This window comes from uncultured Roseibium sp. (genome assembly GCF_963675095.2).
In the GTDB taxonomy this organism is placed as follows: Bacteria; Pseudomonadota; Alphaproteobacteria; order Rhizobiales; family Stappiaceae; genus Roseibium.
The window spans coordinates 220,297-242,110 of record NZ_CAXXSJ010000056.1; the positions used below are offsets into that span (position 1 = coordinate 220,297).

General features: G+C 61.1%; 17 protein-coding genes and 5 pseudogenes. 15 read left to right on the plus strand and 7 right to left on the minus strand.

Annotation, left to right across the window (positions count from 1 at the left end; all coding sequences use genetic code 11):
• Positions 1–82: 82 nt before the first annotated feature.
• Positions 83–1,261: pseudogene (locus ABIN98_RS22380) on the plus strand (IS481 family transposase); the annotation flags it as partial.
• 130 nt (positions 1,262–1,391) lie between these two features.
• Here the strand turns inward: ABIN98_RS22380 and ABIN98_RS22385 are convergent.
• A pseudogene (locus ABIN98_RS22385) lies at positions 1,392–1,807 on the minus strand (DUF4399 domain-containing protein).
• 1,386 nt (positions 1,808–3,193) lie between these two features.
• Here ABIN98_RS22385 and infC point away from each other — a divergent pair.
• The gene (gene infC / locus ABIN98_RS22390; protein WP_346913334.1) at positions 3,194–3,631 is read left to right on the plus strand and encodes a translation initiation factor IF-3; all 438 of its coding nucleotides are present in this window, start codon (positions 3,194–3,196) and stop codon (positions 3,629–3,631) included.
• A 646-nt stretch (positions 3,632–4,277) separates the two neighbouring features.
• On the opposite strand, the gene ABIN98_RS22395 is transcribed toward infC, so the two are convergent.
• From ABIN98_RS22395 to ppk2, 3 genes and pseudogenes are all read right to left on the minus strand, one after another.
• Positions 4,278–4,550 carry a hypothetical protein gene (locus ABIN98_RS22395; protein WP_346913338.1) on the minus strand — a complete coding sequence of 91 codons (273 nt, stop codon included), beginning with the start codon at positions 4,548–4,550 and terminating at the stop codon, positions 4,278–4,280.
• Positions 4,551–4,563: 13 nt separating this feature from the next.
• Positions 4,564–4,914: pseudogene (locus ABIN98_RS22400) on the minus strand (Gfo/Idh/MocA family oxidoreductase); the annotation flags it as partial.
• Positions 4,915–4,971: 57 nt separating this feature from the next.
• Positions 4,972–5,884, minus strand: a pseudogene (gene ppk2 / locus ABIN98_RS22405) (polyphosphate kinase 2).
• Positions 5,885–6,061: 177 nt separating this feature from the next.
• On the opposite strand from ppk2, the gene ABIN98_RS22410 reads away from it, so the two are divergent.
• The 7 genes and pseudogenes from ABIN98_RS22410 (at position 6,062) to ABIN98_RS22440 (ending at position 14,089) form a co-directional block, all read left to right on the plus strand.
• Positions 6,062–6,691 (plus strand): TetR/AcrR family transcriptional regulator, encoded by a 630-nt coding sequence (locus ABIN98_RS22410; RefSeq protein WP_346913280.1) that lies wholly within the window; start codon positions 6,062–6,064, stop codon positions 6,689–6,691.
• Between the two features lies 1 nt (position 6,692).
• A pseudogene (locus ABIN98_RS22415) lies at positions 6,693–8,299 on the plus strand (carboxyl transferase domain-containing protein).
• A gap of 4 nt (positions 8,300–8,303) precedes the next feature.
• Positions 8,304–8,819, plus strand: a complete 516-nt coding sequence (locus ABIN98_RS22420; protein WP_346913282.1) for an O-acetyl-ADP-ribose deacetylase — start codon at positions 8,304–8,306, stop codon at positions 8,817–8,819.
• A complete protein-coding gene (locus tag ABIN98_RS22425) occupies positions 8,819–10,813 on the plus strand; it encodes an acetyl/propionyl/methylcrotonyl-CoA carboxylase subunit alpha (RefSeq protein WP_346913336.1) in 1,995 nt (664 codons plus the stop codon). Before ABIN98_RS22420 ends, ABIN98_RS22425 begins: the two co-directional genes overlap by 1 nt.
• Complete coding sequence (locus ABIN98_RS22430) at positions 10,803–12,437, plus strand: acyl-CoA synthetase (protein ID WP_346913284.1); 1,635 nt, start codon at positions 10,803–10,805, stop codon at positions 12,435–12,437. Before ABIN98_RS22425 ends, ABIN98_RS22430 begins: the two co-directional genes overlap by 11 nt.
• A 3-nt stretch (positions 12,438–12,440) precedes the next feature.
• Positions 12,441–13,301, plus strand: a complete 861-nt coding sequence (locus ABIN98_RS22435) for a hydroxymethylglutaryl-CoA lyase (RefSeq protein WP_346913286.1) — start codon at positions 12,441–12,443, stop codon at positions 13,299–13,301.
• Positions 13,298–14,089 carry a crotonase/enoyl-CoA hydratase family protein gene (locus tag ABIN98_RS22440; RefSeq protein ID WP_346913288.1) on the plus strand — a complete coding sequence of 264 codons (792 nt, stop codon included), beginning with the start codon at positions 13,298–13,300 and terminating at the stop codon, positions 14,087–14,089. Before ABIN98_RS22435 ends, ABIN98_RS22440 begins: the two co-directional genes overlap by 4 nt.
• A 9-nt stretch (positions 14,090–14,098) precedes the next feature.
• Here ABIN98_RS22440 and ABIN98_RS22445 read toward each other — a convergent pair whose 3' ends face one another.
• Positions 14,099–14,917 carry a hypothetical protein gene (locus ABIN98_RS22445; RefSeq protein WP_346913290.1) on the minus strand — a complete coding sequence of 273 codons (819 nt, stop codon included), beginning with the start codon at positions 14,915–14,917 and terminating at the stop codon, positions 14,099–14,101.
• 305 nt (positions 14,918–15,222) lie between these two features.
• Between ABIN98_RS22445 and ABIN98_RS22450 the strand changes: the two genes are divergently transcribed.
• The 5 genes from ABIN98_RS22450 (at position 15,223) to ABIN98_RS22470 (ending at position 19,004) form a co-directional block, all read left to right on the plus strand.
• On the plus strand, positions 15,223–16,848 hold the full coding sequence (locus ABIN98_RS22450; protein WP_346913292.1) for a tetrathionate reductase family octaheme c-type cytochrome: 1,626 nt from the start codon (positions 15,223–15,225) through the stop codon (positions 16,846–16,848).
• 1 nt (position 16,849) lies between these two features.
• Complete coding sequence (locus tag ABIN98_RS22455) at positions 16,850–17,449, plus strand: cytochrome b/b6 domain-containing protein (protein WP_346913294.1); 600 nt, start codon at positions 16,850–16,852, stop codon at positions 17,447–17,449.
• Between the two features lie 194 nt (positions 17,450–17,643).
• Positions 17,644–18,078 carry a curlin gene (locus ABIN98_RS22460; protein ID WP_346913296.1) on the plus strand — a complete coding sequence of 145 codons (435 nt, stop codon included), beginning with the start codon at positions 17,644–17,646 and terminating at the stop codon, positions 18,076–18,078.
• A 79-nt stretch (positions 18,079–18,157) separates the two neighbouring features.
• Positions 18,158–18,547 (plus strand): curli-like amyloid fiber formation chaperone CsgH, encoded by a 390-nt coding sequence (gene csgH, locus ABIN98_RS22465; protein WP_346913298.1) that lies wholly within the window; start codon positions 18,158–18,160, stop codon positions 18,545–18,547.
• A gap of 52 nt (positions 18,548–18,599) precedes the next feature.
• Positions 18,600–19,004 carry a curlin gene (locus ABIN98_RS22470; RefSeq protein ID WP_346913300.1) on the plus strand — a complete coding sequence of 135 codons (405 nt, stop codon included), beginning with the start codon at positions 18,600–18,602 and terminating at the stop codon, positions 19,002–19,004.
• A 59-nt stretch (positions 19,005–19,063) separates the two neighbouring features.
• Here the strand turns inward: ABIN98_RS22470 and ABIN98_RS22475 are convergent, their stop codons facing one another.
• The gene (locus ABIN98_RS22475) at positions 19,064–20,098 is read right to left on the minus strand and encodes a hypothetical protein (protein ID WP_346913302.1); all 1,035 of its coding nucleotides are present in this window, start codon (positions 20,096–20,098) and stop codon (positions 19,064–19,066) included.
• A gap of 317 nt (positions 20,099–20,415) precedes the next feature.
• Here ABIN98_RS22475 and ABIN98_RS22480 point away from each other — a divergent pair, with 317 nt between their 5' ends.
• Positions 20,416–21,084, plus strand: a complete 669-nt coding sequence (locus tag ABIN98_RS22480; RefSeq protein ID WP_346913304.1) for a GNAT family N-acetyltransferase — start codon at positions 20,416–20,418, stop codon at positions 21,082–21,084.
• 431 nt (positions 21,085–21,515) lie between these two features.
• On the opposite strand, the gene ABIN98_RS22485 is transcribed toward ABIN98_RS22480, so the two are convergent.
• Positions 21,516–21,770 carry a hypothetical protein gene (locus ABIN98_RS22485; protein ID WP_346913306.1) on the minus strand — a complete coding sequence of 85 codons (255 nt, stop codon included), beginning with the start codon at positions 21,768–21,770 and terminating at the stop codon, positions 21,516–21,518.
• Positions 21,771–21,814: the final 44 nt, after the last annotated feature.

Consider the following 21,814-nt stretch of genomic DNA (forward strand, 5'->3'; position numbering starts at 1 on the left):
TTTAAACCGGGGACATGGCTGACAGGTGTTTCGGGGGACATGGTTGACACATTTGGCATGACTTACGTCGAAGGAGGCGGGCATGCCGTGGCAGGAGATGTCGATCATGGAACAGCGAGAAGAGTTCGTCCGGCTCGCGAGGCTTGAAGGCGTGAACCGGCGTGAGCTTTGCCGCCGGTTCGGGATCAGCCCCTCAGACCGGCTACAAGTGGCTGCGCCGGTTTGAAGCGGGAGATGTGCTTGAGGACCGCAGGCCGCCGGCCGCGATCGAGTCCGCAGCAGCCTTTGCCCCGCGTTGGAAGAAGCAATCCTGTCGGTGCGCACGGCCCATCCGGCTTGGGGTGGCGCGCAAAGATCGCGGCGGTGCTTTCACGCACCGACGACAACACTCCAGCGGTATCGACCATCCATGCGGTCTTGCGTTCGCCATGATTGTATCCGGCCCCGGGACAGGAGCGGGACAGACTGGCAGCGTTTTGAAGAAGAGGAGGCCAACCGTATGTGGCAGATGGACCTTCAAGGGTCGGGTCCGTCCTGGGCAATGCACAGGAGTGCCATCCGCTAACGGTTGTCGACGACCATTCCCGCTTCGCGGTGTGCCTGGCGGCTTGTCCGGATCAGCGCACACATACCGTCCAGACCCATCTGGAGCGCAGCTTTAGCCTCTATGGCCTGCCGGATGCATTTCTGGTCGACAATGGCGCCCCCTGGGGTTCCAGTTATCGGGACAGTCATTGGACACCGTTACGGGTCTGGCTGGCCAGGTTGGGCGTGAATGTGATCTACGCCCGGCCATTCCATCCGCAAACCAAGGGCAAGAATGAACGCTTCAACCGAACCTTGAACGAAGAGGTGCTGGCCTTGCGCTGCTACCGTAGCCAGGAGCAGCTCCAGCAGGCCTTCGACCGCTGGCGGCTGGTTTACAACCATCATCGCCCGCATGAAGCCCTGTCTGACAAGGTTTCCCGCGAGCCGCTACCGTCCGTCGCTGCGCAGTTGGTCAAAGACCTTGCCGGAGATGATCTATGAAAACAGCACCATCACCCGCAAGGTTCCCAGAAACCAAGGCCCAAATCAGCTATAAAGGACGCCTCTGGTCTGTGCCGAAAGCAATTCAGGGGACACAGCCTGGCTATTCGCCCAACTTCTCACCCGGGAAAATACGGCATCTATTTCGGCGCCAACAAGGTCGCACAAATCGACCTCAACGCGATATAAATGTGTCAACCATGTCCCCGAACACCTGTCAGCCATGTCCCCGGTCTGTACATTTCGCGGGGATGACAACAGAGGGTTGGGGTCAGGCCGAGCCATTTCCGGGCTTTGTCATCGAACAAGCGGCGCGGCATTCGTTTGCCGCGCCTTCTATGTTTTTCAACGGCCTGCGACCGCTATTTGACAGTAATCGTGATCTTCTCCGACATCACCGGCGGATTGTGGGGAATGTGGCTCCAGTCGGCCAGGACAAGCTGCAGGGTGTGGGTGCCGGCCGGCAAGTCGACGCTTGTCTCCGTTCTGACCACCGCCGAAATGACGATGCTGGTCATCGGCCGGGAATCGGCCTCGTTGAGCGCCTCGCCCTCCAGGGTGGTGTCCGATCAAAAGATTGATGATGGCCGGTGTTCTTCTTGTCCTCGACACCTGCCGGCGCGACGCCCATGCCGGACAGACCGAACTGGATCTTGACCGGATTGGCAACCGTATCGCCGTCCTTCAGATTGATGAAATAGACCTTGGCACCGTCCGGTGCGGGCGTTTCACCCGCTTGAACAGGCAACCGGTGCGAGACAGGCCGCCAGCACGGCAGTTTGCAAACAGTTTTCCTAGCCTTGATCATGATCTCTCCTGACGTCCTTTCACGAAAAGCAGCCCCAGGCCCGCGACACCTTCCCCAACGGGAGCCGGCATCCTCGCATGATTGCGGAAGGGAGGAAAACGGTTGAAGATAGCCCATACCAACTCCTATCTAAGGACCCATGACCCCAATCATTGGACAGCTTCATGACGTCGCCCTTTGACGATCTCAACTTCGATCCGGAAATTCTCGGGCCGGAAGAAGAGCAGCGCCGGGACCGTCCGCGAAAAGCTGGCAAGAACCGTGCGCAAGGCGGCAAGGCAGATCCCCGTTCATGGGATGATGTCCTTGCTACCTATTATTGCGCCTTCGATCCCGCGACGCCGCGCAAGGTGCGGACCACCGCCATTGCTTGCGCTTGCCTATTTCGTGCTGCCGCTGGGACGGCATCCCCGACATTCTGCTCGGGATCGGCTTCGGCGACGATGCGGCCGTGCTCCTGGCCTCTATCGCGCTGATCCGGAGCCACATCCGCCGACGAGCATTACGAAGCGGCCCGCAAGGCCCTGGAAGACGACGAGATCTAATCCGAATCCCGAGTGTCAGGCTTTTTCGAACGCCACTGTCCGGAGCTTCGCCCGGCAAATCAGCCAATAGACCAGGCCACCGAAAAAACCAGCGGCGATCGCAACCGATGTTCCGGGCCTCGGGCCTGTATCCATGGCTTCGCCACCGAGCGTCCACAGTCCCAAGCGCGATCAGGCCTGCTGCCGCCAGATGATAGATGATCCCCCCGCCAAGCAAACAGCTCCGCCAGGACGACGGCCACGGCCCGCGGGGAAACGAAGGCCAGGCTTCCCCAGTACGCTCGCGGTGACGAAACCCGGTCCCCGAGCATCGCCGCGAAGGCAACCGGATCCTGATCCGGTCCGGAAGTCTGGAACAGGCCCCAGGACAGAAAGAGACCCGCCGCCAGAACGCCGGCGACGAAGCCGAAGACAATTCGAACGATCTGCCAGACCCAGTTTGCCGCCGTGAACCATGATTGGCTTTCCCTTTTCCCCCGTCGCCGGTACGGCGTCCTTCCGGATGCCTCATCTAAAGAGCAAGATTATGAAATTCAAATGCCTGACCGACAAAAACCCTGTACCACCCATTGCGCCACGATAACGACCATGAAAGTGTGGCGAAGCAGGGAAACAATTGACCCCGAACTACGCTGAAACACTGATTTCGGTTGACATTTTGCCCATTTCGCCGGATTTTTCTGGGACTGCCTTGACCGGCACCCGATGACTTTTCACCCCTGGCGCTTGCGTGCGGGGGTATCTGTGCATCGTTTCGGAAGGCAGAACTTTTGAGCATGAAAACTGGCAACGTTAGAGGGAGTTAGCGACCATTCGCCGTCCGTTCCGCGCCCCGCCCCCGACCAAGGAAGGCCCGCGCACCAACCAAGAAATTCGCGTTCGCGAAGTCCAGCTGATCGATCATGAAGGCTCCAACCGGGGCATTATTCCGACCGAAGAGGCCATGGATATCGCCATGGAAGCCGGTCTCGATCTGGTAGAGATCCAACCGAAACGCGCAGCCGCCAGTCTGCAAGATCCTGGACTATGGGCCGCTACAAATATCAGGCGCAGAAAAAAAGCTGCCGAAACCCGCAAGAAGCAGAAGACCGTCGAGATCAAGGAGATCAAGATGCGTCCGAACATCGACACCCACGACTACGAGGTGAAGATGAAAAACATGCTTGCGGTTCTTCAACGACGGCGACAAGGTCAAGGTGGACACTCCGGTTCCGGGGCCGTGAAATGGCCCACCAGGATCTCGGCATGAAGCTCCTGCACAAGGTGCGCGACGAAACGGCGGGAAATCGCCAAGGTCGAATCCCATCCCAAGCTGGAAGGCCGGCAGATGGTGATGGTCCTCGCACCGATCAAAATAAGCGGGCAACCCGCTGCGGACGAGTGTCCGTTTGAATTGCAAACCCCGCCGAACGGCGGGGTTTTTTTGTTTTGTTCGCGACAGTCCCGAGCGGCGTTACCCGATCGTCACCCAAACCATCGGTTTTTTTCCGAGGTAAACAACGCGTCGAGGATGGCCATGTTCTGGGACGGGCGTCCTTTCTGGGCCGTAGGGGAGCTTGATTTCTCCCAGGATCGAACGGGCCGAAGGTGTCGACGAGTTCGGCATATTGATCGCTCGGCGGGATCGTCCTCGGAGGTCGCCGCGCCGTCGCCGAGGATGGAGCCGTCGTCGAGCCGGATAAACCGCTTCCTGCTGCTGTGGGGCATTGAACGGGATCACGATCTCCAGGCGCTTCTTCGTGCCGCACAGGTTGAGCCGCTGGATAGGGAACCATCTGGGTCCGACACGGTGAAATCAAGCCGACGCCCCTCACCGAAATCCAGGATGCCGCTGGAAAAGACGGTCCGTCTTCATGACCGGATCCCGGTCGATCATGGAAATCGCCCGCTTCGGCTCAGCCTCGAAGAAAATAACGCGCCGCCACCATCGGATAGCAACCGATATCCAGTAGGGCGCCGCCGCCGATATCGGCCATGTTGCGGATATTGCCCGGGTCGGCATTGTAGTAGCTGAAAAGCGACTGGATCGCACGCAGCTCGCCCAGTTCGCCGGACCTGATGATCCTCTCGGGCCCGGATCCATTGCGGATGCGCTCGCACCATGAAACCTTCCGCCACCCAGCCCGATTCTTCGGCAGGGCCCAGAAGCTGACGCGCTTCTTCTGCATTAAGAGCAATCGGCTTCTCGCACAGGACATGCTTGCCCGCTTCGACCGCCTGGACCGTCAGCGGCACATGCAGATGGTTCGGCAGAGGATTGTAGATCGCGTCGATGTCCCGGATCGGCAAGCAAGGTCCTCGTAAGTCCCGTAGGCCTTCGGAATGCCGAGATCCGCGGCCACCATCTGCGCCCGGTCCAGCCCCCCGCGACGCAATCGCGGGACGGCAACTGCCGGTTTGCGAACGCCCGATGGCCGGGATGACCCTTCTCCACCCCGAATCTTCGCCGTCCGACAGAATTCCCCACCGGATTGGTTTTGCCTGCCCCGCCATTGTCCGCCTCCATGAACTGTTTTGAGGAACGCTCCTCATATCATTGCGATAGTCATGGCAAGCCCCTGCCGGAGTGGCAAGGGCAAAGGCGGAAAATCAGTATTTCTTGGGCACGTAAAGGTGCTCGGGCATGGACCTTCCGCTCGTAGTCCGGGTTGGGACCACCCGGTCGGGAAGCTTGATCGGATCGTGGGGAACGTCTTCGTAAGGCACCATGGACAGGAGATGGCTGATGCAATTCAGCCGGGCCTGCTTCTTGTCGTTGCCTTCCACGATGAACCAGGGCGCTTCGGGAATGTTGGTCCGCTCGAAGGTTTCTTCCTTCGCCTTGGTGTAGTCCTCCCAGCGCACGCGGGATTCCAGGTCCCATCGGGCTCAGCTTCCACTGCTTCAGCGGATCGTGGATGCGCATCAGGAAGCGCAGTTGCTGCTCCTGGTCGGTGATCGAGAACCAGTATTTGACCAGCCTGATGCCGGAGCGCACCAGCATACGCTCGAACTCCGACACGTCGTTGAAAAACTCCTCGACCTGAGCCTCGCTCGCAAAGCCCATGACCCGCTCCACGCCGGACCTGTTGTACCAGGACCGGTCGAACAGAACCATTTCGCCAGCAGCCGGAAGATGGGGAACGTAACGCTGGAAATACCATTGGGTCTTCTCCCGCTCGGTGGGCGCGGGCAGCGCCACGACCCTGCAGACCCGCGGATTGAGCCGCTGGGAGATCCGCTTGATCACCCCACCCTTGCCGGCGGCATCGCGGCCTTCGAAGATGACCACCAGCTTTTCGCCGCTGTGCTGGACCCAGTCCTGCATCTTCACCAGCTCTGCCTGAAGGCGCAGCAGCTCGTGAAAGTAGGTATTCCGTTCGATCGAGGACTTGTGCTTCAACTCGGAAATGAACGCGAGATCCTTGGCGATCAGCAGATCGTCGATCTCCATTTCCAATTCTTCATCCAGGCTGTCTTCCCATTCGGCCTGGACCCAGCTCTTGGCACTATCGTCGCTCATCGCACATCCCTTCGATCCTGATCGGCATGATCACAATCGTACTGTGAACCGCGTCTGTGTGTCGCTTTTTTGACAGTTCCGGTATTCGCCAACAGAGCCGGAATTCAAGATCACCAGATTTCAGTTGAAAATGAATGATCGTTCATTTATTTTTGAAATCGGGAGGACATAAAAGACATGCAAGTCGAGGCGGAACAGCCGGCCCGTAGAAAGGGTGACGAGACCGCGCGCCGTGTGCGCGCCGCGGCCTTGAAGCTGTTCGCGCGCCATGGCTATGCGGCCGTCTCCGTCCGCCAGATCGCGACCGACGTCGGCGTCCAGCCCGGCGCCCTCTACAATCACTTCCCGACCAAGCAGGACATCCTCAAGGATCTGATGCTGGCCCACATGGCCGACCTGCTGGCGGCCTGGGACCGCGACGCGACCAGCCGGTCTCCAAACGAAGACCCGCTCGACGCCTTTGTGCGCTTCCATATCCGCTATCACCTGGAACGCGCCGACGAGGTGTTTGTCGCCTATATGGAGCTGCGCAACCTGGAGCCGGTGAATTTTGCCGAGGTCGAGGCCGCCCGCCAGCAATATGAAAAGATCCTGTCCGACATTCTGGAAGACGGCGTCAGAGCCGGACGCTATTCCGTCGCCGACCCGAAAGTCGCCACCCGCGCCATCATCGCCATGCTGACCGGGATTCCGACCTGGTACAGGCCCGGCCGCGGCCTTTCCCGACAAGACATCGAAACCCTTTACCTGACGATGGTGCGCAAATGCGTGGCACCCGAAACGTCGAAACCGATGGGAGCCGGATGACATGAGCATCCTTAAATCCAGCCTGTCCCCGCGCAGCGCGGAATTTACCGCCAACCGCAAGGCCCATGAAGACGCCCTGGAGCTGGTGCGCACGGCCGCCCAGACCGCCCTCGACGGCGGCGGCGAAACCGCCCGCCAGCGCCACGTCTCCCGCGGCAAGATCCTGCCGCGCGAACGCGTCTCCCGCCTGCTTGATCCGGGCTCGCCCTTCCTGGAGGTCGGCATGCTTGCAGCCAACGGCATGTATGACGGCGCTGCCCCATCCGCCAGCATGATCGCCGGCATCGGCCGGGTGGAAGGCCGCGAGGTCATGATCCTGGCCAACGATGCCACGGTGAAGGGCGGCACCTACTACCCCATGTCGGTGAAAAAGCACCTGCGTGCCCAGGAGATCGCCGAGCAGAACAACCTGCCCTGCGTCTATCTGGTCGATTCCGGCGGCGCCAACCTGCCCCAGCAGGACGAGGTCTTCCCGGACCGGGACCATTTCGGCCGGATCTTCTACAACCAGGCCAACATGTCGGCGAAAGGCATTTCCCAGATCGCCGTGGTGATGGGGTCCTGTACAGCCGGCGGCGCCTATGTGCCGGCCATGTCGGACGAGACCATCATCGTCAAGAACCAGGGCACGATCTTCCTGGCCGGCCCGCCGCTGGTGAAGGCGGCAACCGGTGAGGAAGTGACCGCAGAAGATCTCGGCGGCGGCGACGTCCACACGCGCCTGTCCGGCGTGGCCGACCATCTCGCCCGGGACGATGCCCATGCCCTGGCGCTTGCCCGCCGCGCAATCGCAAGCCTCAACCGGATCAAGCCGACCAGCGTGGAACGGCAGACGCCGGAAGACCCGCTCTACGACCCGGAAGAAATCCTCGGCGTCGTGCCCGGCGACCTGAAGACCCCCTACGACATCCGCGAGGTGATCGCCCGTGTCGTCGACGGCTCCCGCTTCGACGAATTCAAGGCGCGCTACGGCACCACGCTGGTCTGCGGCTTCGCCCATATTCACGGGCTTCCCGTGGGCATCATCGCCAACAACGGCGTGCTCTTCTCGGAAAGCGCGGTCAAGGGCGCGCATTTCGTCGAGCTCTGCTCCCAGCGCAAGGTGCCGCTGGTCTTCCTGCAGAACATCACCGGCTTCATGGTCGGCCGCAAATACGAATCCGGCGGTATCGCCAAGGACGGCGCCAAGCTGGTGACGGCGGTCGCCACCACCAAGGTACCGAAGATCACCATGCTGGTCGGCGGCTCCTTCGGCGCCGGCAACTACGGCATGTGCGGCCGCGCCTACAGCCCGCGCTTTCTCTGGACCTGGCCGAACTCGCGCATTTCGGTGATGGGCGGCGAACAGGCCGCCGGTGTGTTGGCCACCGTCCGCCGCGAAGGCATCGAGCGCAAGGGCGGCAGTTGGGCGGCGGAAGAGGAAGCCGCCTTCAAGCAGCCGATCATCGACCAGTTCGAGGAACAGGGCCACCCACTCTACGCCTCGGCCCGTCTTTGGGACGACGGCATCGTCGATCCGCGCAAGACCCGCGACATCCTCGGCCTGTCCTGTCGGCTGCCCTCAACGCGCCGATCGAAGACACGCGCTTCGGCCTGTTCAGGATGTAATCCCATGGACCGAATTGAAATCCTACAGGGCGACATTACGAAGCTGGACGTCTGCGCCATCGTCAACGCGGCGAATTCGTCGCTGCTCGGGGGCGGCGGGGTCGACGGCGCGATCCATCGCGCGGCCGGCCCAGAGCTGCTCGCCGAATGCCGCACCCTCGACGGCTGCGAAACCGGCAATGCCAAGATCACCGGCGGCTATAACCTGCCGGCCCAATACGTCATCCACACGGTCGGCCCGGTCTGGCGCGGCGGCAACGACGGCGAGCCGGACTTGCTAGCCTCCTGTTATGCCACCTCGCTCCGACTCGGTGCCGGAAAAGGCTGCAAGACCTTCGCCTTTCCGGCAATCTCGACCGGCGTCTACGGCTATCCCGCAGACCAGGCGGCAGAGATCGCCGTCAGCACAATCCGCGAGACACTGTCCGACCTGCCCCAGGTCGAAAAGGTGACCCTCGTCGCCTTCGACGCTTCCAGCAAAACCCACCTCGAAACCGCTTTGAGGAGAGCTCAATCGTGATGTTCAGGAAAATCCTCATTGCCAACCGCGGCGAGATCGCCTGCCGGGTCATGGAAACCGCCAGGAAGCTCGGCATCCGTACGGTCGCCGTCTATTCCGACGCCGACGCCAATGCGAAACATGTCGCCATGGCCGACGAGGCCTACCGGCTCGGCCCAGCACCCGTCGGCGAAAGCTATCTCAAAATCGACGCCATCATCGACGCCTGCCGCAGGAGCGGAGCGGAAGCGGTGCACCCGGGCTACGGCTTCCTGTCGGAAAACCCGATCTTCGTCGACGCACTGGCAAAGGCCGGCATCGCCTTCATCGGCCCGAGCGCCGATGCGATCCGCGCCATGGGCCTCAAGGACGCCGCCAAGGCGCTGATGGAAAAGGCCGGCGTGCCGGTCGTTCCCGGCTATCACGGCGACAATCAGGACCCGACGTTCCTGAAGGACCAGGCCGACAAGATCGGCTATCCGGTGTTGATCAAGGCGCGCGCCGGCGGCGGCGGCAAGGGCATGCGCCGGGTCGACGATCCCAAGGATTTTCTGAGTGCCCTCGAAGGCGCGCAACGCGAGGGCGAGGCCAGCTTTGGCGATGGCCGGGTGCTGATCGAGAAATATCTCACCAAGCCGCGCCACATCGAGATCCAGGTCTTCGGCGACAATCACGGCAATGCCGTGCATCTGTTCGAGCGCGACTGCTCGCTGCAGCGCCGACATCAGAAGGTGATCGAGGAAGCGCCCGCTCCGGACATGCCGGAGGAGATGCGCAAGGCCATGGGCGAGGCCGCCGTCACAGCCGCCAAGGCGATCGACTATTCGGGTGCGGGCACCATCGAATTCATCGCCGATGTCTCCGAGGGCCTGAGTGCAGACCGGTTCTATTTCATGGAAATGAACACCCGGCTTCAGGTGGAGCATCCGGTGACCGAGATGATCACCGGCGAGGACCTGGTCGCGTGGCAACTTCAGGTAGCGGCCGGCAATCCGCTGCCCAAGACCCAGGAGGAGATCACCTTCTCCGGCTGGGCATTCGAGGCCCGGCTTTATGCGGAAGACGCCCCCAAGGGCTTCCTACCCGCAATCGGCACACTGTCTCATTTGCGGTTTCCCGAAGGCACGGTTCGCATCGACAGCGGCGTGCGCTCCGGTGACGAGATCACGCCTTTTTACGATCCGATGATCGCCAAGGTGATCGTGCACGGACCGACCCGCGATGCCGCACTCGCCAAGCTGCTCGCCGCCCTGGAGGAAACGGAGGTCGCCGGCTGCGTGACCAACGCCGCCTTCCTGGCAAGCCTGTGCCGCCACGAAGGCTTTTCGAAAGGCGATGTCGATACCGGCCTGATCGACCGCGACCTGCAAAGCCTGATCGCCGAGTCCGCACCGTCCGACGAAGCCATTGCGCTGGCCGCGCTTTCAGCCCTCGGCCTGACCGAACCCCACAAAGGCTCCGATCCCTGGGACAGCCTCGCCGGCTGGCGCATGTGGAGCGCGTCGCGCCAATACGCACTTCTGGAGATCGACGGCGAACGCCGCGATGTTGAGGTCCACGCGCTCGGCGCAGGCCGGTTCACCGTTCATCTGGGCGATGAGCCGCAAACCTACGCGCTGCGCGAGATAGAGAACGGTACCATCGTCTTCGACTGCAACGGCGTCCACCGAACGGCTGCGATTGCCATGGGGCTCGACGATCTGACCGTTTTCTTCGGCGGCAACGCGCACAGTTTCGGCCTGCCCGACCGGTTGGCCGATGACGACGAGGCCGCCGGTGCCGGCGATCAGGTTATCGCCCCCATGCCGGGCCTGGTGAAACTGCTGCAGGGCAAGCCCGGCGACACGGTTACAAGGGACCAGCCGCTCGTGGTTCTGGAAGCCATGAAGATGGAACACACGTTGAAGGCCCCGCGCGACGGAGTGATCGGCGAGGTGATGGTCGCCGCCGGCGAACAGGTCCAGGACGGCACCGTGCTTCTGATGCTTGTGGAGGAGGAAAGCGATGCTGCCTGAGGCCTCGACCTACGAGGAGCTCGCCGGCCGCTTCTCCTGGGAGATTCCGGACGACTTCAATATCGGTACGGCCGTTTGCGACGCCTGGGCCGGCCGGGAGCCGGACCGCGAGGCGCTGGTCTTTGCAGAAGAAGGCGGCGATACCTCCCGTTACACGTATGCCGACCTGAAACGGCGCTCCAACCAGCTCGCCAACTTGTTCGCGTCTCGAGGCGTGCAGCCGGGCGACCGGGTGGGCGTGCTGCTGCCGCAAGCCCCCGAAACCGCCTTTGCCCATATCGCGGCGCTGAAACTCGGTGCGATCACCATTCCGCTGTTCACGCTCTTCGGCGATGAGGCCCTGTCCTACCGACTCGGCAATTCCGGCGCCAAAGTCGTCGTCACCGATACCGGCGGCGCAGCGAAACTGGAAAAGATCCGGAGCGAACTGCCCGAGCTGCAAACGGTCTTCTGTATCGACAGCGCGGTGCATGGCGCGGAACATCTGGCTCCGGCCATGGCGGCGCAGCCGGAAGCTTTCACGCCGAAACAGACCAAAGCCGACGATCCGGCGATCATCATCTACACCTCCGGCACCACCGGCCAGCCCAAGGGCGCGCTGCACGGTCACCGGGTGCTCCTCGGCCACCTGCCCGGCGTGGAGATGAGCCACGATTTCCTCGGCCAGCCCGGAGATCGGATCTGGACGCCGGCCGACTGGGCCTGGATCGGCGGTCTGCTCGACGTGCTCATGCCGGCGCTTTATCTGGGCGTGCCTGTCGTTGCCTGCCGGTTCAAGAAATTCACGCCCGAGGCCGCCTTCGACCTTCTGGAGCGGGAAAAGATCCGCAACACCTTCCTGCCCCCCACCGCGCTCAAGATGATGCGCCAGGTGGAGAGCCCCGAGACGCGCTGGAAGCTGAACCTGCGCTCGGTCGCGTCGGGCGGCGAAACCCTGGGCGCAGAACTGATCGGCTGGGGCCGCAAGACCTTCGGCCTGACCATCAACGAGTTCTACGGCCAGACCGAATGCAACATGATCGTCTCCAGTTCGTCCGCGATCATGGACGCCCGTCCAGGCATCATGGGCCGCGCCGTCCCCGGTCATGACGTCAACATCGTCGATGACCGGGGCAACGTGCTTGGCGACGACGAACTTGGCAATATCGCCGTCCGGCGTCCCGATCCGGTGATGTTCCTCGGCTACTGGAACAACTCGGACGCCACGCAGAAGAAATTCGCCGGCGACTGGCTGCTCACCGGCGACACCGGCATGCGCGACGCCAAGGGCTGGATCCGCTTCGTCGGCCGCGACGACGATGTCATCACCTCCTCCGGCTATCGCATCGGACCGGGAGAGATCGAGGACTGTCTCCTGAAACACCCGGCCGTCGCCCTTGCCGGCGTCGTCGGCAAGCCGGACCCGCAGCGGACCGAGATCGTCAAGGCCTTCATCGTTTTGAAGGACGGCGTGACCGGCAGCGACGAATTGGCAAGGGAAATTGCCGATTTCGTCAAAACCCGCCTTGCGGCGCACGAGTATCCGCGCGAAATCAGCTTCGTCGACGCTTTGCCCATGACCACCACCGGCAAGGTGATCCGCCGCGAATTGCGCGACCGCGCCACACACAAAACGAAAGCCTGAGACATGTCCGATTTTGTCACCATCTTCGAAATGGGCCCGCGCGACGGGTTGCAGAACGAGAAGAATTTCGTCCCGACTGCAGACAAGATCCGACTGGTCGACATGCTGTCGGACTGCGGCTTCCGCAAGATCGAGGTCACCAGCTTCGTCAGCCCCAAATGGGTGCCGCAGATGGCCGATGCGGCCGAAGTCATGGCCGGTATCTACCGTCATCCGGGCGTCTTCTACACGGCCCTGACGCCGAATGTGAAAGGCTATACGGCCGCTCGTAACGCCTATGTCGACGAAGTCGCCATCTTCGGGGCAGCCTCTGAAGGCTTTTCGAAGAAGAACATCAACTGCTCCGTCGCCGAAAGCATCGAGCGCTTCACGCCGCTGATTGAAAAGGCCCATGCAGACGGCATGCCGGTGCGCGGCTATATCTCCTGCGTCACCGACTGCCCCTATGACGGAGCCACCCCGCCGGAAGCGGTCGCCCGGGTCGCAAAGCTGCTTTTCGATCTCGACTGCTATGAAATTTCCCTCGGCGACACCATCGGTGCCGGCACGCCGGAGACGATCGGGCGCATGCTCGACGCGGTTCTGGCCGAAGTGCCCGCCGACCGCCTCGCCGGCCATTATCACGACACCAAGGGCCGGGCGCTCGACAACATCGAGGTCAGCCTCGACAAGGGCCTGCGCACCTTCGATTCCGCCATCGGCGGCCTTGGCGGCTGCCCCTATGCGCCGGGCGCCAAGGGCAATGTCGCGACCGAAGCGGTCGCGGAGTTGATGGTCCGCAAAGGCTTAGAGACCGGTCTCGATCTGGAAAAGCTGGCGGAGGTCGCCGCCTTCGCCCGGGGTTTGAGGAGCGACAGCGAATGACTTTCGAAACCATTGCCATCACCACCGACGAACGCGGTGTCGCAACGCTTCTTCTGAACCGCGCCGACAAGCACAATTCCCTGTCCGCCAAAATGATCGACGAACTGGCGGAGGCCGCCTGGCAGTTGGCCGCCGATCCGGCGGTCCGTGTGGTCGTACTGACCGGGGCTGGGGCAAGCTTCTGTGCCGGCGGCGATCTCGGCTGGATGCGCGAACAGTTTGACGCCACGCGCGAGACCCGTATGGCGGAAGCCCGCAAGCTGGCGCTGATGCTGAAGGCCCTCAACGAAATGCCAAAGCCGGTCATCGGCCGGGTCCAGGGCCAGGCCTTCGGCGGTGGCATCGGCATGATGAGCGTCTGCGACACGGTGGTCGCGGTCGAGGAGGCCAAATTCGGCTTGACGGAAGTCCGCCTCGGCCTGATCCCGGCCACCATCAGCCCCTATGTTCTGGCCCGCATGGGCGAAGGCAAGGCACGCCGCGTGTTCATGTCCGCCCGGATCTTCGGCGCCCAGGAGGCACGCGATCTGGATCTGGTGGCAAAGGTCGTCCCGACCGAAGAGCTGGACGCAGCCGTGGAAGCGGAAATCAAACCCTATCTTGCAGCAGCCCCCGCAGCTGTTGCCGCCAGCAAGGCGCTGGCGCGATCACTCGGACCGGACATGTCGGAGGCCGTCATCGACGACACCATCCGCCGTCTGGCCGATACCTGGGAAACCCCGGAGGCGCAGGAGGGCATCTCCGCCTTCTTCGACAAGCGCAAGCCGAACTGGGTGGCAGCTTCCTAGGAGTGGGTATCAAGAAGTCTTGTTCTGCCGGTATTTGCGAACCGCGGCGGCGATCCGGGCGACATCGAGATGCTCGGTCTCTGGTTCCGGCTTGCGGCCGTAGAGCTTCTCCCGGGTCTTGCGGATTTTCTTGCGCTGGCGTTCGCTCAGGTCTTCCGGCAGATCGATCCCGGCGCGGTCCATGCCGATCAGGATCCGCTGCAGATCGGGGATCACCTCCGAGGACACTGCGAATTCCGACCCATCCCTGCGGGTAAAGACCAGGGTCTTGGTCTGTTTCTCACCCGACAACAGCGCTACCTGTCCCCGGCTCCTGGAACCGACCGTCGAAAGCAGCCAGCCAATACCATTGCGCGCGCTCCACACCCGCACGCGTACTCCTTTCAGGTCCGCGTAAGGGACCCGCGCCCGCAGGCCGAACTGAGCGAACTCGAAGCCATTGCCGAAAAAGCGCATCCACGACGTTTCCTGCCGGACCGCGATCATGAAAATCGGGATGGACAGGCTGGCCGGCACGAGCAGAACCGCAAACAGCACCACCCCGGCACCTGACGCGTAAAGCGCACCCAGGAACGACAGGGAAAACAGCGAAATGCCGACGGCAAAACCGATCAGGTCCGTGACCCAGACCGGCGGTCTGGGCTCCGGCTTCACCGCGCCTTTCGGCACCTTCGGCCGCGGCATGGCGGTATAGATCCCGACACCGGCGATCAGGCAAAGGAGGCCGCTCAGCGGGCTCAGGAAGCTGAGCGCGCCGACAATGCCGAGCACGCCGAGAAACAGCGGCAGCAATCGTCTCAGAAGCTCAAGTTTCGCAGATTTTCCCAATGCCCACTCCAACGACCGGATCGCACATCGCGATCAGTCGGAACGCAGCCTGATTCGAATGAACACAACAGAAGGAAGTTGAATCCCCTTACCAGGCAACGTCAAGATTCTTGACCGGATGGCCTGGGGACACGACGAATGCCGCAACAGACGAACCAGAAACCCGACAGTTCGACGCACCTACTTTCATATAATTGAAATTTAATTCCGTTCATGCTCCAATCGCAGACATGGGGCATCTATACCGTCAGCGCCGTCAGGCGTTGAGCGGATCACCTTGTTCGGTCTGGCTGGAGGTCGACGCCATGTGCCAAGCCAAGATATTTGGCCCCATACCGTTTATCGGCGGTTTTCTTTTTCTCGTAATGGCCTTCTCGGCGCTTGCGGCAGGTCCTGATTCGGACACGACCGCGGATCACAGCAAGTTTGAAGTTCTCAAGGGCCCCTTCGCCACCGGCCCTGACGTGACCAAGGCCTGCCTGACGTGCCATACGGAAGCCGCCAAGCAGGTTCAGGAGTCGATTCACTGGAAGTGGGACTACACCCACCCGGTCACGGGCCAGAAGCTCGGCAAGAAGACGGTCATCAACGCCTTTTGCGGCAATATCGCCTCCAATGAGCCGCGCTGCACCTCATGCCATGCGGGTTACGGCTGGGAAGACGAGAAGACCTTCGACTTCACCGACCAGACCAAGGTCGATTGCCTGGTCTGCCATGACCAGACCGAAACCTATTCCAAGTGGCCGACCAAGGCGGGTCATCCGCTTTATACCCCACTGACGGATGCCAGCGGAAAGGTGCACATGCCCCCTGACCTGGCCAAGGTCGCCCAGTCCGTCGGCGAACCGGGACGAGAGAATTGCGGCGCCTGCCATTTCTTCGGCGGCGGCGGCGACAACGTGAAACACGGCGACCTCTCCACCGCGCTGATATCCCCTTCGCCCCATGTGGACGTGCACATGTCGCCCGAAGGCGCGAACATGGTCTGCACGGATTGCCACACCGCCCACGGCCACAAATGGCCCGGCTCCCGGTATCTGGGCACGGTCAAGGACGACGGCCAGAAGCCGAAACCCGGCTTCCGGCGCGACGACATCGCGACCTGCCAGAGCTGCCACACGGAAAAGCCGCACAAGACGACCTCGGTCATGGGCATGAAGCTGAACGACCACACCGACCGTGTGGCCTGCCAGACCTGCCATATCCCGGAATTCGCCAAGGGCGGCGTCGCCACCAAGACCTGGTGGGACTGGTCGACCGCGGGTAAGCTGAAGGACGGCAAGCCCTATCACGAGGAAGACGAGAACGGCCGCCACACCTACCTGTCGCAAAAAGGCCACTTCAAATGGGAAGAGGATGTCGTCCCGGATTACGCCTTCTGGAACGGCGTGGTCGAATACACCCTGCTCGGCGAAAAGATCGATCCGGAGACGATCGTCGAGGTCAACAGGATCTTCGGCGGACCGGATGATCCCAACTCCCGCATCTATCCGTTCAAGGTGATGCACGGCAAGCAGGCCTACGACACCGAAAACAAGAACCTGGTCTACTCCAACGTCTTCGGTCCGGACACGGATACAGCGTTCTGGACCAACTTCGACTGGGGCAAGGCGATCGCCGCCGGCATGAAGGGCAGCGACGTGCCCTATTCGGGGAAATTCGGCTTCGTCGAAACCACCATGCACTGGCCGACCACCCACATGGTCGCGCCCGCAAGCGAGGCTCTGCGTTGTGAGTCCTGCCATGCGAAGGACGGTCGCCTGGCCAGCCTCGGAGGGTTCTACCTCCCCGGCCGCGACGGCTTCCCGCTGACCGACCGGATCGGACTGCTGGCGCTTGCCCTGGCAGCCCTCGGTATTGCCGGCCATGCCGGCCTGCGCATCGTCATGAGCGGAAAGAACCGGGCAACCGGAACCGGGAAGGAGAACTGAGATGGCCGAGAAGAAATACGTCAGGATCTTCGCCCGTTTCGAGCGTTTCTGGCACTGGAGCCAGGCAGCACTGGTGCTGCTCCTTCTCTATACCGGCGGCCGCCTGCATGGTCTTTATGAGGGTCTGCCATGGCAGAAGGCTTTCGGCATACACCTGATCGCCGCCGGCCTCATCATCCTGTTGTGGATCTTTGCCATTTTCTGGCATTTCACCACCGGCGAATGGCAGCAATACCTGCCGACCTTCAACAAGCTCGGCGCGGTAATCCGTTACTATGCCTATGGTATTTTCACCGGCGCGCCGCACCCGTCGAAACCGACGATCCGGCGCAAGCACAATCCCCTGCAACGGCTGAGCTACCTGTTTCTGAAACTGGTGATCAATCCGGCAATCTGGATCACCGGCGTACTTTACCTGACCGTCTCCCTGACCGGTCTGCCGCTGGAAACGGTCGCCTGGACGCACGTGGTCGCCGCCTATGCCATGGCTCTGTTCGTCCTTATTCACGTCTACATGGCGACAACCGGAACAACGGTCACCTCCTATCTGAAGGCGATGATCACCGGCTATGAATGGGTTGAAGTAGACGAGAAAAACTGAATGCCGGACTGACCCCTCCGGAAACGTCTGTTGCGCAATGCCCGCCCCTCCGGCGGGCATTTTTTTCGGCCTTTGTTCCATGAACCATAACTGAACGGCCGGTTCAGCGTGGGTTCCGGGTCCGGTTGCTACTCCTGTTTCTGTCATCAGCAAGCGGCACCGCCGCAGCAAACCAGAGCAGAGGAGTAAGACCCATGACCCGGAAATTCATCATCTCGACCGCAACCGCCGTCGCCCTGACCATTTTCGCCGCCCCCGCCATGGCCGGCGGCATCACCATCGACCAGTTCGGTTTCGGCAACTCCGCCGGCGGCGAACAGTCCGGCTTCAACAACATCATCGGCATGTTCCAGAACGGCCTGAACAACAATTCGGTCGCGCATCAGTTCGGCAACCACAACACGGCCGCCATCGGCCAGGACGGCATCAACAACGACGCCGACATCTGGCAGAACGGTCACGGCAATTCCGGCGGTGTCGGCCAGTTCGGCGCGAACCACACCGCGGTCCTGACCCAGGACGGCAATGGCAACGTCGCCGCCGGCGTTCAGGTCGGCAACGGCTGCAACGCCAATGTCTCCCAGTCCGGCGGCGGCAATGTCGCGGCCTTCGTCCAGACCTGCCCGTAACCGCATTCCGGCGCATTCTTCCAACGATCCCCTCGACGGACCGGGCCCGGTCCCGGCCGTCGCCGGAAAGGAAAAAACCATGTTGAACTATTCAAAACCCGCGCTCGCCGGCCTCCTGGTCGCCCTTGCAGGCGTCACCCTGTGGACGGCTGACGACAGCCGGGCCGGCAGTGAGACAGCCCGCTGCGAAATCGGCGCAACCGTTACCGGCGGCATGATCGCCCTGACCGGCCAGGCCGCGGCAACCCCGAACGTCTCCGGCACCTATCGGCTCACCGTTAAGGGCTCGGGAGCCAACGGCAACACCAGCATCAGCCAGGGCGGACGTTTCACCACCTCAGGCGACGGCACCGCCACGCTCGGCAAGATGATGCTCACCAACTCGGGCGCCGTCTATGAGGCGGACCTGACAATCGCCATCGGCAGCGAAACCCGCAGCTGCTCCGAAACCTTCGGCGGCCGCATCTGATCTGCCCAATCCAGAACCAGTGACCCATTCCAAACCTGAAAAGAAAAGACCCATGAAAACCGCAATTGCAAAAACCCTCACGGCGGCAACCATTGCCACGTTCGTTTCCATCGGCTCGGCCTTTGCCGGCGGCTCGTTTTCCATCAATATCGCCCCGACCGACGCCGACCAGGCGACCGCCATGCGCGCCGGCCTGGCCATGTACTCCGTCTTCAACGGCATCAAGCAGGGCGGCGGCATCAAGCAGAACGGCTTCGGCAACATGGCCGGTGTCCTGCAGAACGGCCTCGGCAACAACGCCGTGGTGCATCAGCAAGGCAACGGCCATAACGGCACCATCCAGCAGAACGGCAACAACAATTCCTACGGCCTGTTCCAGTTCGGCCAGGGCACCGACGCCCACATCGCCCAGAACGGCAATGGCCAGACCGGCGCGACCTTCCAGTTCGGGTGGTAAGATGATGCACAGCAGAACCCGACCCGGCGGCCTGTGACAGGCGCCGCCGGGTTTTTCGTTTACTTCAGGATCTGCAGCCTTTTCTCCAAGTCCTCGCGAAGCAGTTGCGCTTCCAAATGGGATGGTCCCAGATTCAGCCCCATGATGAGAAGCACGCCTTTAAATTCCTCAAGCGCCACAACCCTGACAGAGCCCGCCAGAGCTACTCCCGAAACCACGGCCGTTCCAACGGCAATGACCGACTGACGCCCTCGCCAGGTCGAGCCGATCACGGACATAGGCTTGTCGATGCCCATACCCCTCAAGGTACCGCGAGCAAGCCGGTCTATTTCTCTCTCGAGGTCCGCCGCCCCGGAATCCTGCTCGAGAAAATTGATACCGATCGTTTTCTCTTCGGAGAGCTGCGTCAACAAAGATACAATTCTAAATTTCCTGCCGTCGGCCGCGGTTTGATGCTGAACCTCCTTAGCAAATTCCCCATCCCAAAGGATCTTCACGTGGGCATCCGGATACAGATGTTCCACCGGCTTGTCTTCCCAAACCGGATTCAGGAGCTTAGCGGCCCTCGCAAGCGATCCATCCATGCCTGCCAGAACCTGATCGACCAACTCGGGCGTGATGTAGGCAGGGCCGTCGGGACTCTCTATCGGTAAGCCTTTGGCCGCCGCTTCAATCATCCTTTCACCATTTGCGAGCTTGGATGCGACGTTTTGTTTGCTGCCCGTCCCGTCGAAGGCGGACAGCACTTCGGCTTTGGCTGCGTCATATCCCGGTGTTTTCACGACCTTCCCGGCGTTCATTGAGGCCCTGACGCTGCGCCACGCTTCGCGCTGAAACTTGAGCAGGCTGGTCATGGCCTTTTCCATGAACCTGAGATACGCGGCTCTGTCCGCTTCGTCCTTGAACATCGATTGCGGCATCGCCGCCCAGAAATCCGAATGCATCTCCTCGGTAAGGTAGCCGTCGACGCTCATGATTGTTTGCCAGATTTCCTGTTGCCGGGGCGACAGGCCTTCTCTTGCTTCCAAGGGAAGACAGACGAGGAACGCCAAGACGATCGGCAGAAAAATATTTCGGACGAGCTTCGCCGCCATGCTCATACATCTCCAGGTTGTTCTTTCTTTGTTCTTCTCGCAGGAAACCCTCCCGTTGTCAATCAACGGGTTAGGGTCGAGCAGGAAACGGCAGACAGCTAACAACGCATACATGTTCGAACATTCAGATGCTTGAGAATTCACCGGAATTTGCGATTTGAAATATTTGTGGACCGATCGGTTCAGTGAAATCGAACAGATTTCTTAAGCTTAGTTGAAAGGAATTTGCGGTATGTCTCTCCTCTAGCTCGCGCTGTACAGAGATTTGCATGCTACCTATAGTATTAGACTTTATGGCCTCGAACGCGGTGTCGTTCTTGCAGGAAGAACTTCGGTCGCAGGGTTTGTTTTTAAGATCAGGCGCCGACTTTGCCGAGTTCTCCAGGTCGCTGAGCGGCATCGACAGAAGCCTGACTGAGCATTTCTCGGTCCAGTACCAGACCATCATGCCGCCGCAGGGGTTCTGGATCATGCTGACCGACGAATGGGGGATACCGGTGGGCACGGTGGCGGCCCGCCTGGACGATCTCGGCCCGACGTCTCTTGCCGATTTCTGGAAAATCTACCTGCCGCGAACCTACACCGCCGAGGATGGAAAACCGGTCGAACTGAAGGACCGGCAACCGTCCTTCTGTCAGGACACCAGGGGGCGGATCATCTATCTGGGGGAAATGTGGGTGGCCGAACGGTATCGCCACCGGGGTGTTGCCGCTACGCTTGCGAAGCTGATCCAGGTCAAGGCCTTCCAGCGGTTTTCACCGGTGACAGGCCTTTATGTCTGGATGCGGCCCCAGCATGCCTCGTCCGGCTTTGCCCAGGCCTGCGGCTTTCAGACGATCGTGCCGGACGCCATCAAATGGTCCAAGGCACCTGCGTCACGGGATAAAAATATTTCCGTGAGTGAACTATGGCTGGCAGGAAATTCTGCCGCGGCTCTTTCCGATCTTGTTTACGACCTGTCAGACGAGATTCAACGAGGTTTGTAGTCAGCAACAGGTGGCGCACGCCCTTCGGGTTGCGGTAGGGGAGGATCAGCCGTTCATACATCAGGTCGAAGGTATCGCCCTGCTCGTTGGTATAATTCGACGAGACGATGGAATAATTCGGAATCCGATTCACCGCGGCATCGCGGTAGGCCAGGTGGGCGAAACGCCGATACTCTTCGCCGATGCTGTCGTCGATCGCGATGAGGTCCTGAGCATCCTTGCCCGTCACCAGGGCGGTCAGCGTATTGACGCCGCAGCTCAGGATGGGAGGCGTGATAGTTCCGTGATCGGCACCGTCAAACCAGACGACATCCCTCGCGTACTTGATCAGTTCCGCGTCGGGAGTACCCTTGGTTCTGGACCAGTGCCTGAAAAGATCCCGTGCCCGTTCGCCACCTGCGCCGTGCGGAATATAACTCGGGTTCAGGAACTCAATGAATCTCTGTGTCATCCGTGGAGTTCAATTGGCTGCGCGCGAGCGCCAGTTCTTTTCGACATTCGGACAGGATCAGTAATTTGTCGTCCCGTGTCAGATTGTCCAGGCTCGGCAATCCTGTGATGTTAACGACATGAGACAGAACAGAATAGAAGATGCCGAGGCTATCCACCTCCTGCACGAAACAATCGAATGCTTCGTCAATGTTTCCACCTGCCTGCTCATATGTTTTTTCCGGAGAATAATCCATTTAACACCATGCTAATCTAGACTTCTTTACACCCGGTCTTTCTC

Excerpts from the sequence above, each read along its gene's own strand:
- ABIN98_RS22425 (WP_346913336.1), top strand. The coding sequence starts at position 8,819 with ATGTTCAGGAAAATCCTCATTGCCAACCGCGGCGAGATCGCCTGCCGG.
- ABIN98_RS22460 (WP_346913296.1), top strand. The coding sequence starts at position 17,644 with ATGACCCGGAAATTCATCATCTCGACCGCAACCGCCGTCGCCCTGACC.
- ABIN98_RS22420 (WP_346913282.1), top strand. The coding sequence starts at position 8,304 with ATGGACCGAATTGAAATCCTACAGGGCGACATTACGAAGCTGGACGTC.
- ABIN98_RS22395 (WP_346913338.1), bottom strand. The coding sequence starts at position 4,550 with ATGCAGAAGAAGCGCGTCAGCTTCTGGGCCCTGCCGAAGAATCGGGCT.
- ABIN98_RS22470 (WP_346913300.1), top strand. The coding sequence starts at position 18,600 with ATGAAAACCGCAATTGCAAAAACCCTCACGGCGGCAACCATTGCCACG.
- ABIN98_RS22435 (WP_346913286.1), top strand. The coding sequence starts at position 12,441 with ATGTCCGATTTTGTCACCATCTTCGAAATGGGCCCGCGCGACGGGTTG.
- ABIN98_RS22485 (WP_346913306.1), bottom strand. The coding sequence starts at position 21,770 with ATGGATTATTCTCCGGAAAAAACATATGAGCAGGCAGGTGGAAACATT.
- ABIN98_RS22455 (WP_346913294.1), top strand. The coding sequence starts at position 16,850 with ATGGCCGAGAAGAAATACGTCAGGATCTTCGCCCGTTTCGAGCGTTTC.
- ABIN98_RS22410 (WP_346913280.1), top strand. The coding sequence starts at position 6,062 with ATGCAAGTCGAGGCGGAACAGCCGGCCCGTAGAAAGGGTGACGAGACC.
- ABIN98_RS22450 (WP_346913292.1), top strand. The coding sequence starts at position 15,223 with ATGTGCCAAGCCAAGATATTTGGCCCCATACCGTTTATCGGCGGTTTT.
- csgH (WP_346913298.1), top strand. The coding sequence starts at position 18,158 with ATGTTGAACTATTCAAAACCCGCGCTCGCCGGCCTCCTGGTCGCCCTT.
- ABIN98_RS22440 (WP_346913288.1), top strand. The coding sequence starts at position 13,298 with ATGACTTTCGAAACCATTGCCATCACCACCGACGAACGCGGTGTCGCA.
- ABIN98_RS22475 (WP_346913302.1), bottom strand. The coding sequence starts at position 20,098 with ATGGCGGCGAAGCTCGTCCGAAATATTTTTCTGCCGATCGTCTTGGCG.
- ABIN98_RS22430 (WP_346913284.1), top strand. The coding sequence starts at position 10,803 with ATGCTGCCTGAGGCCTCGACCTACGAGGAGCTCGCCGGCCGCTTCTCC.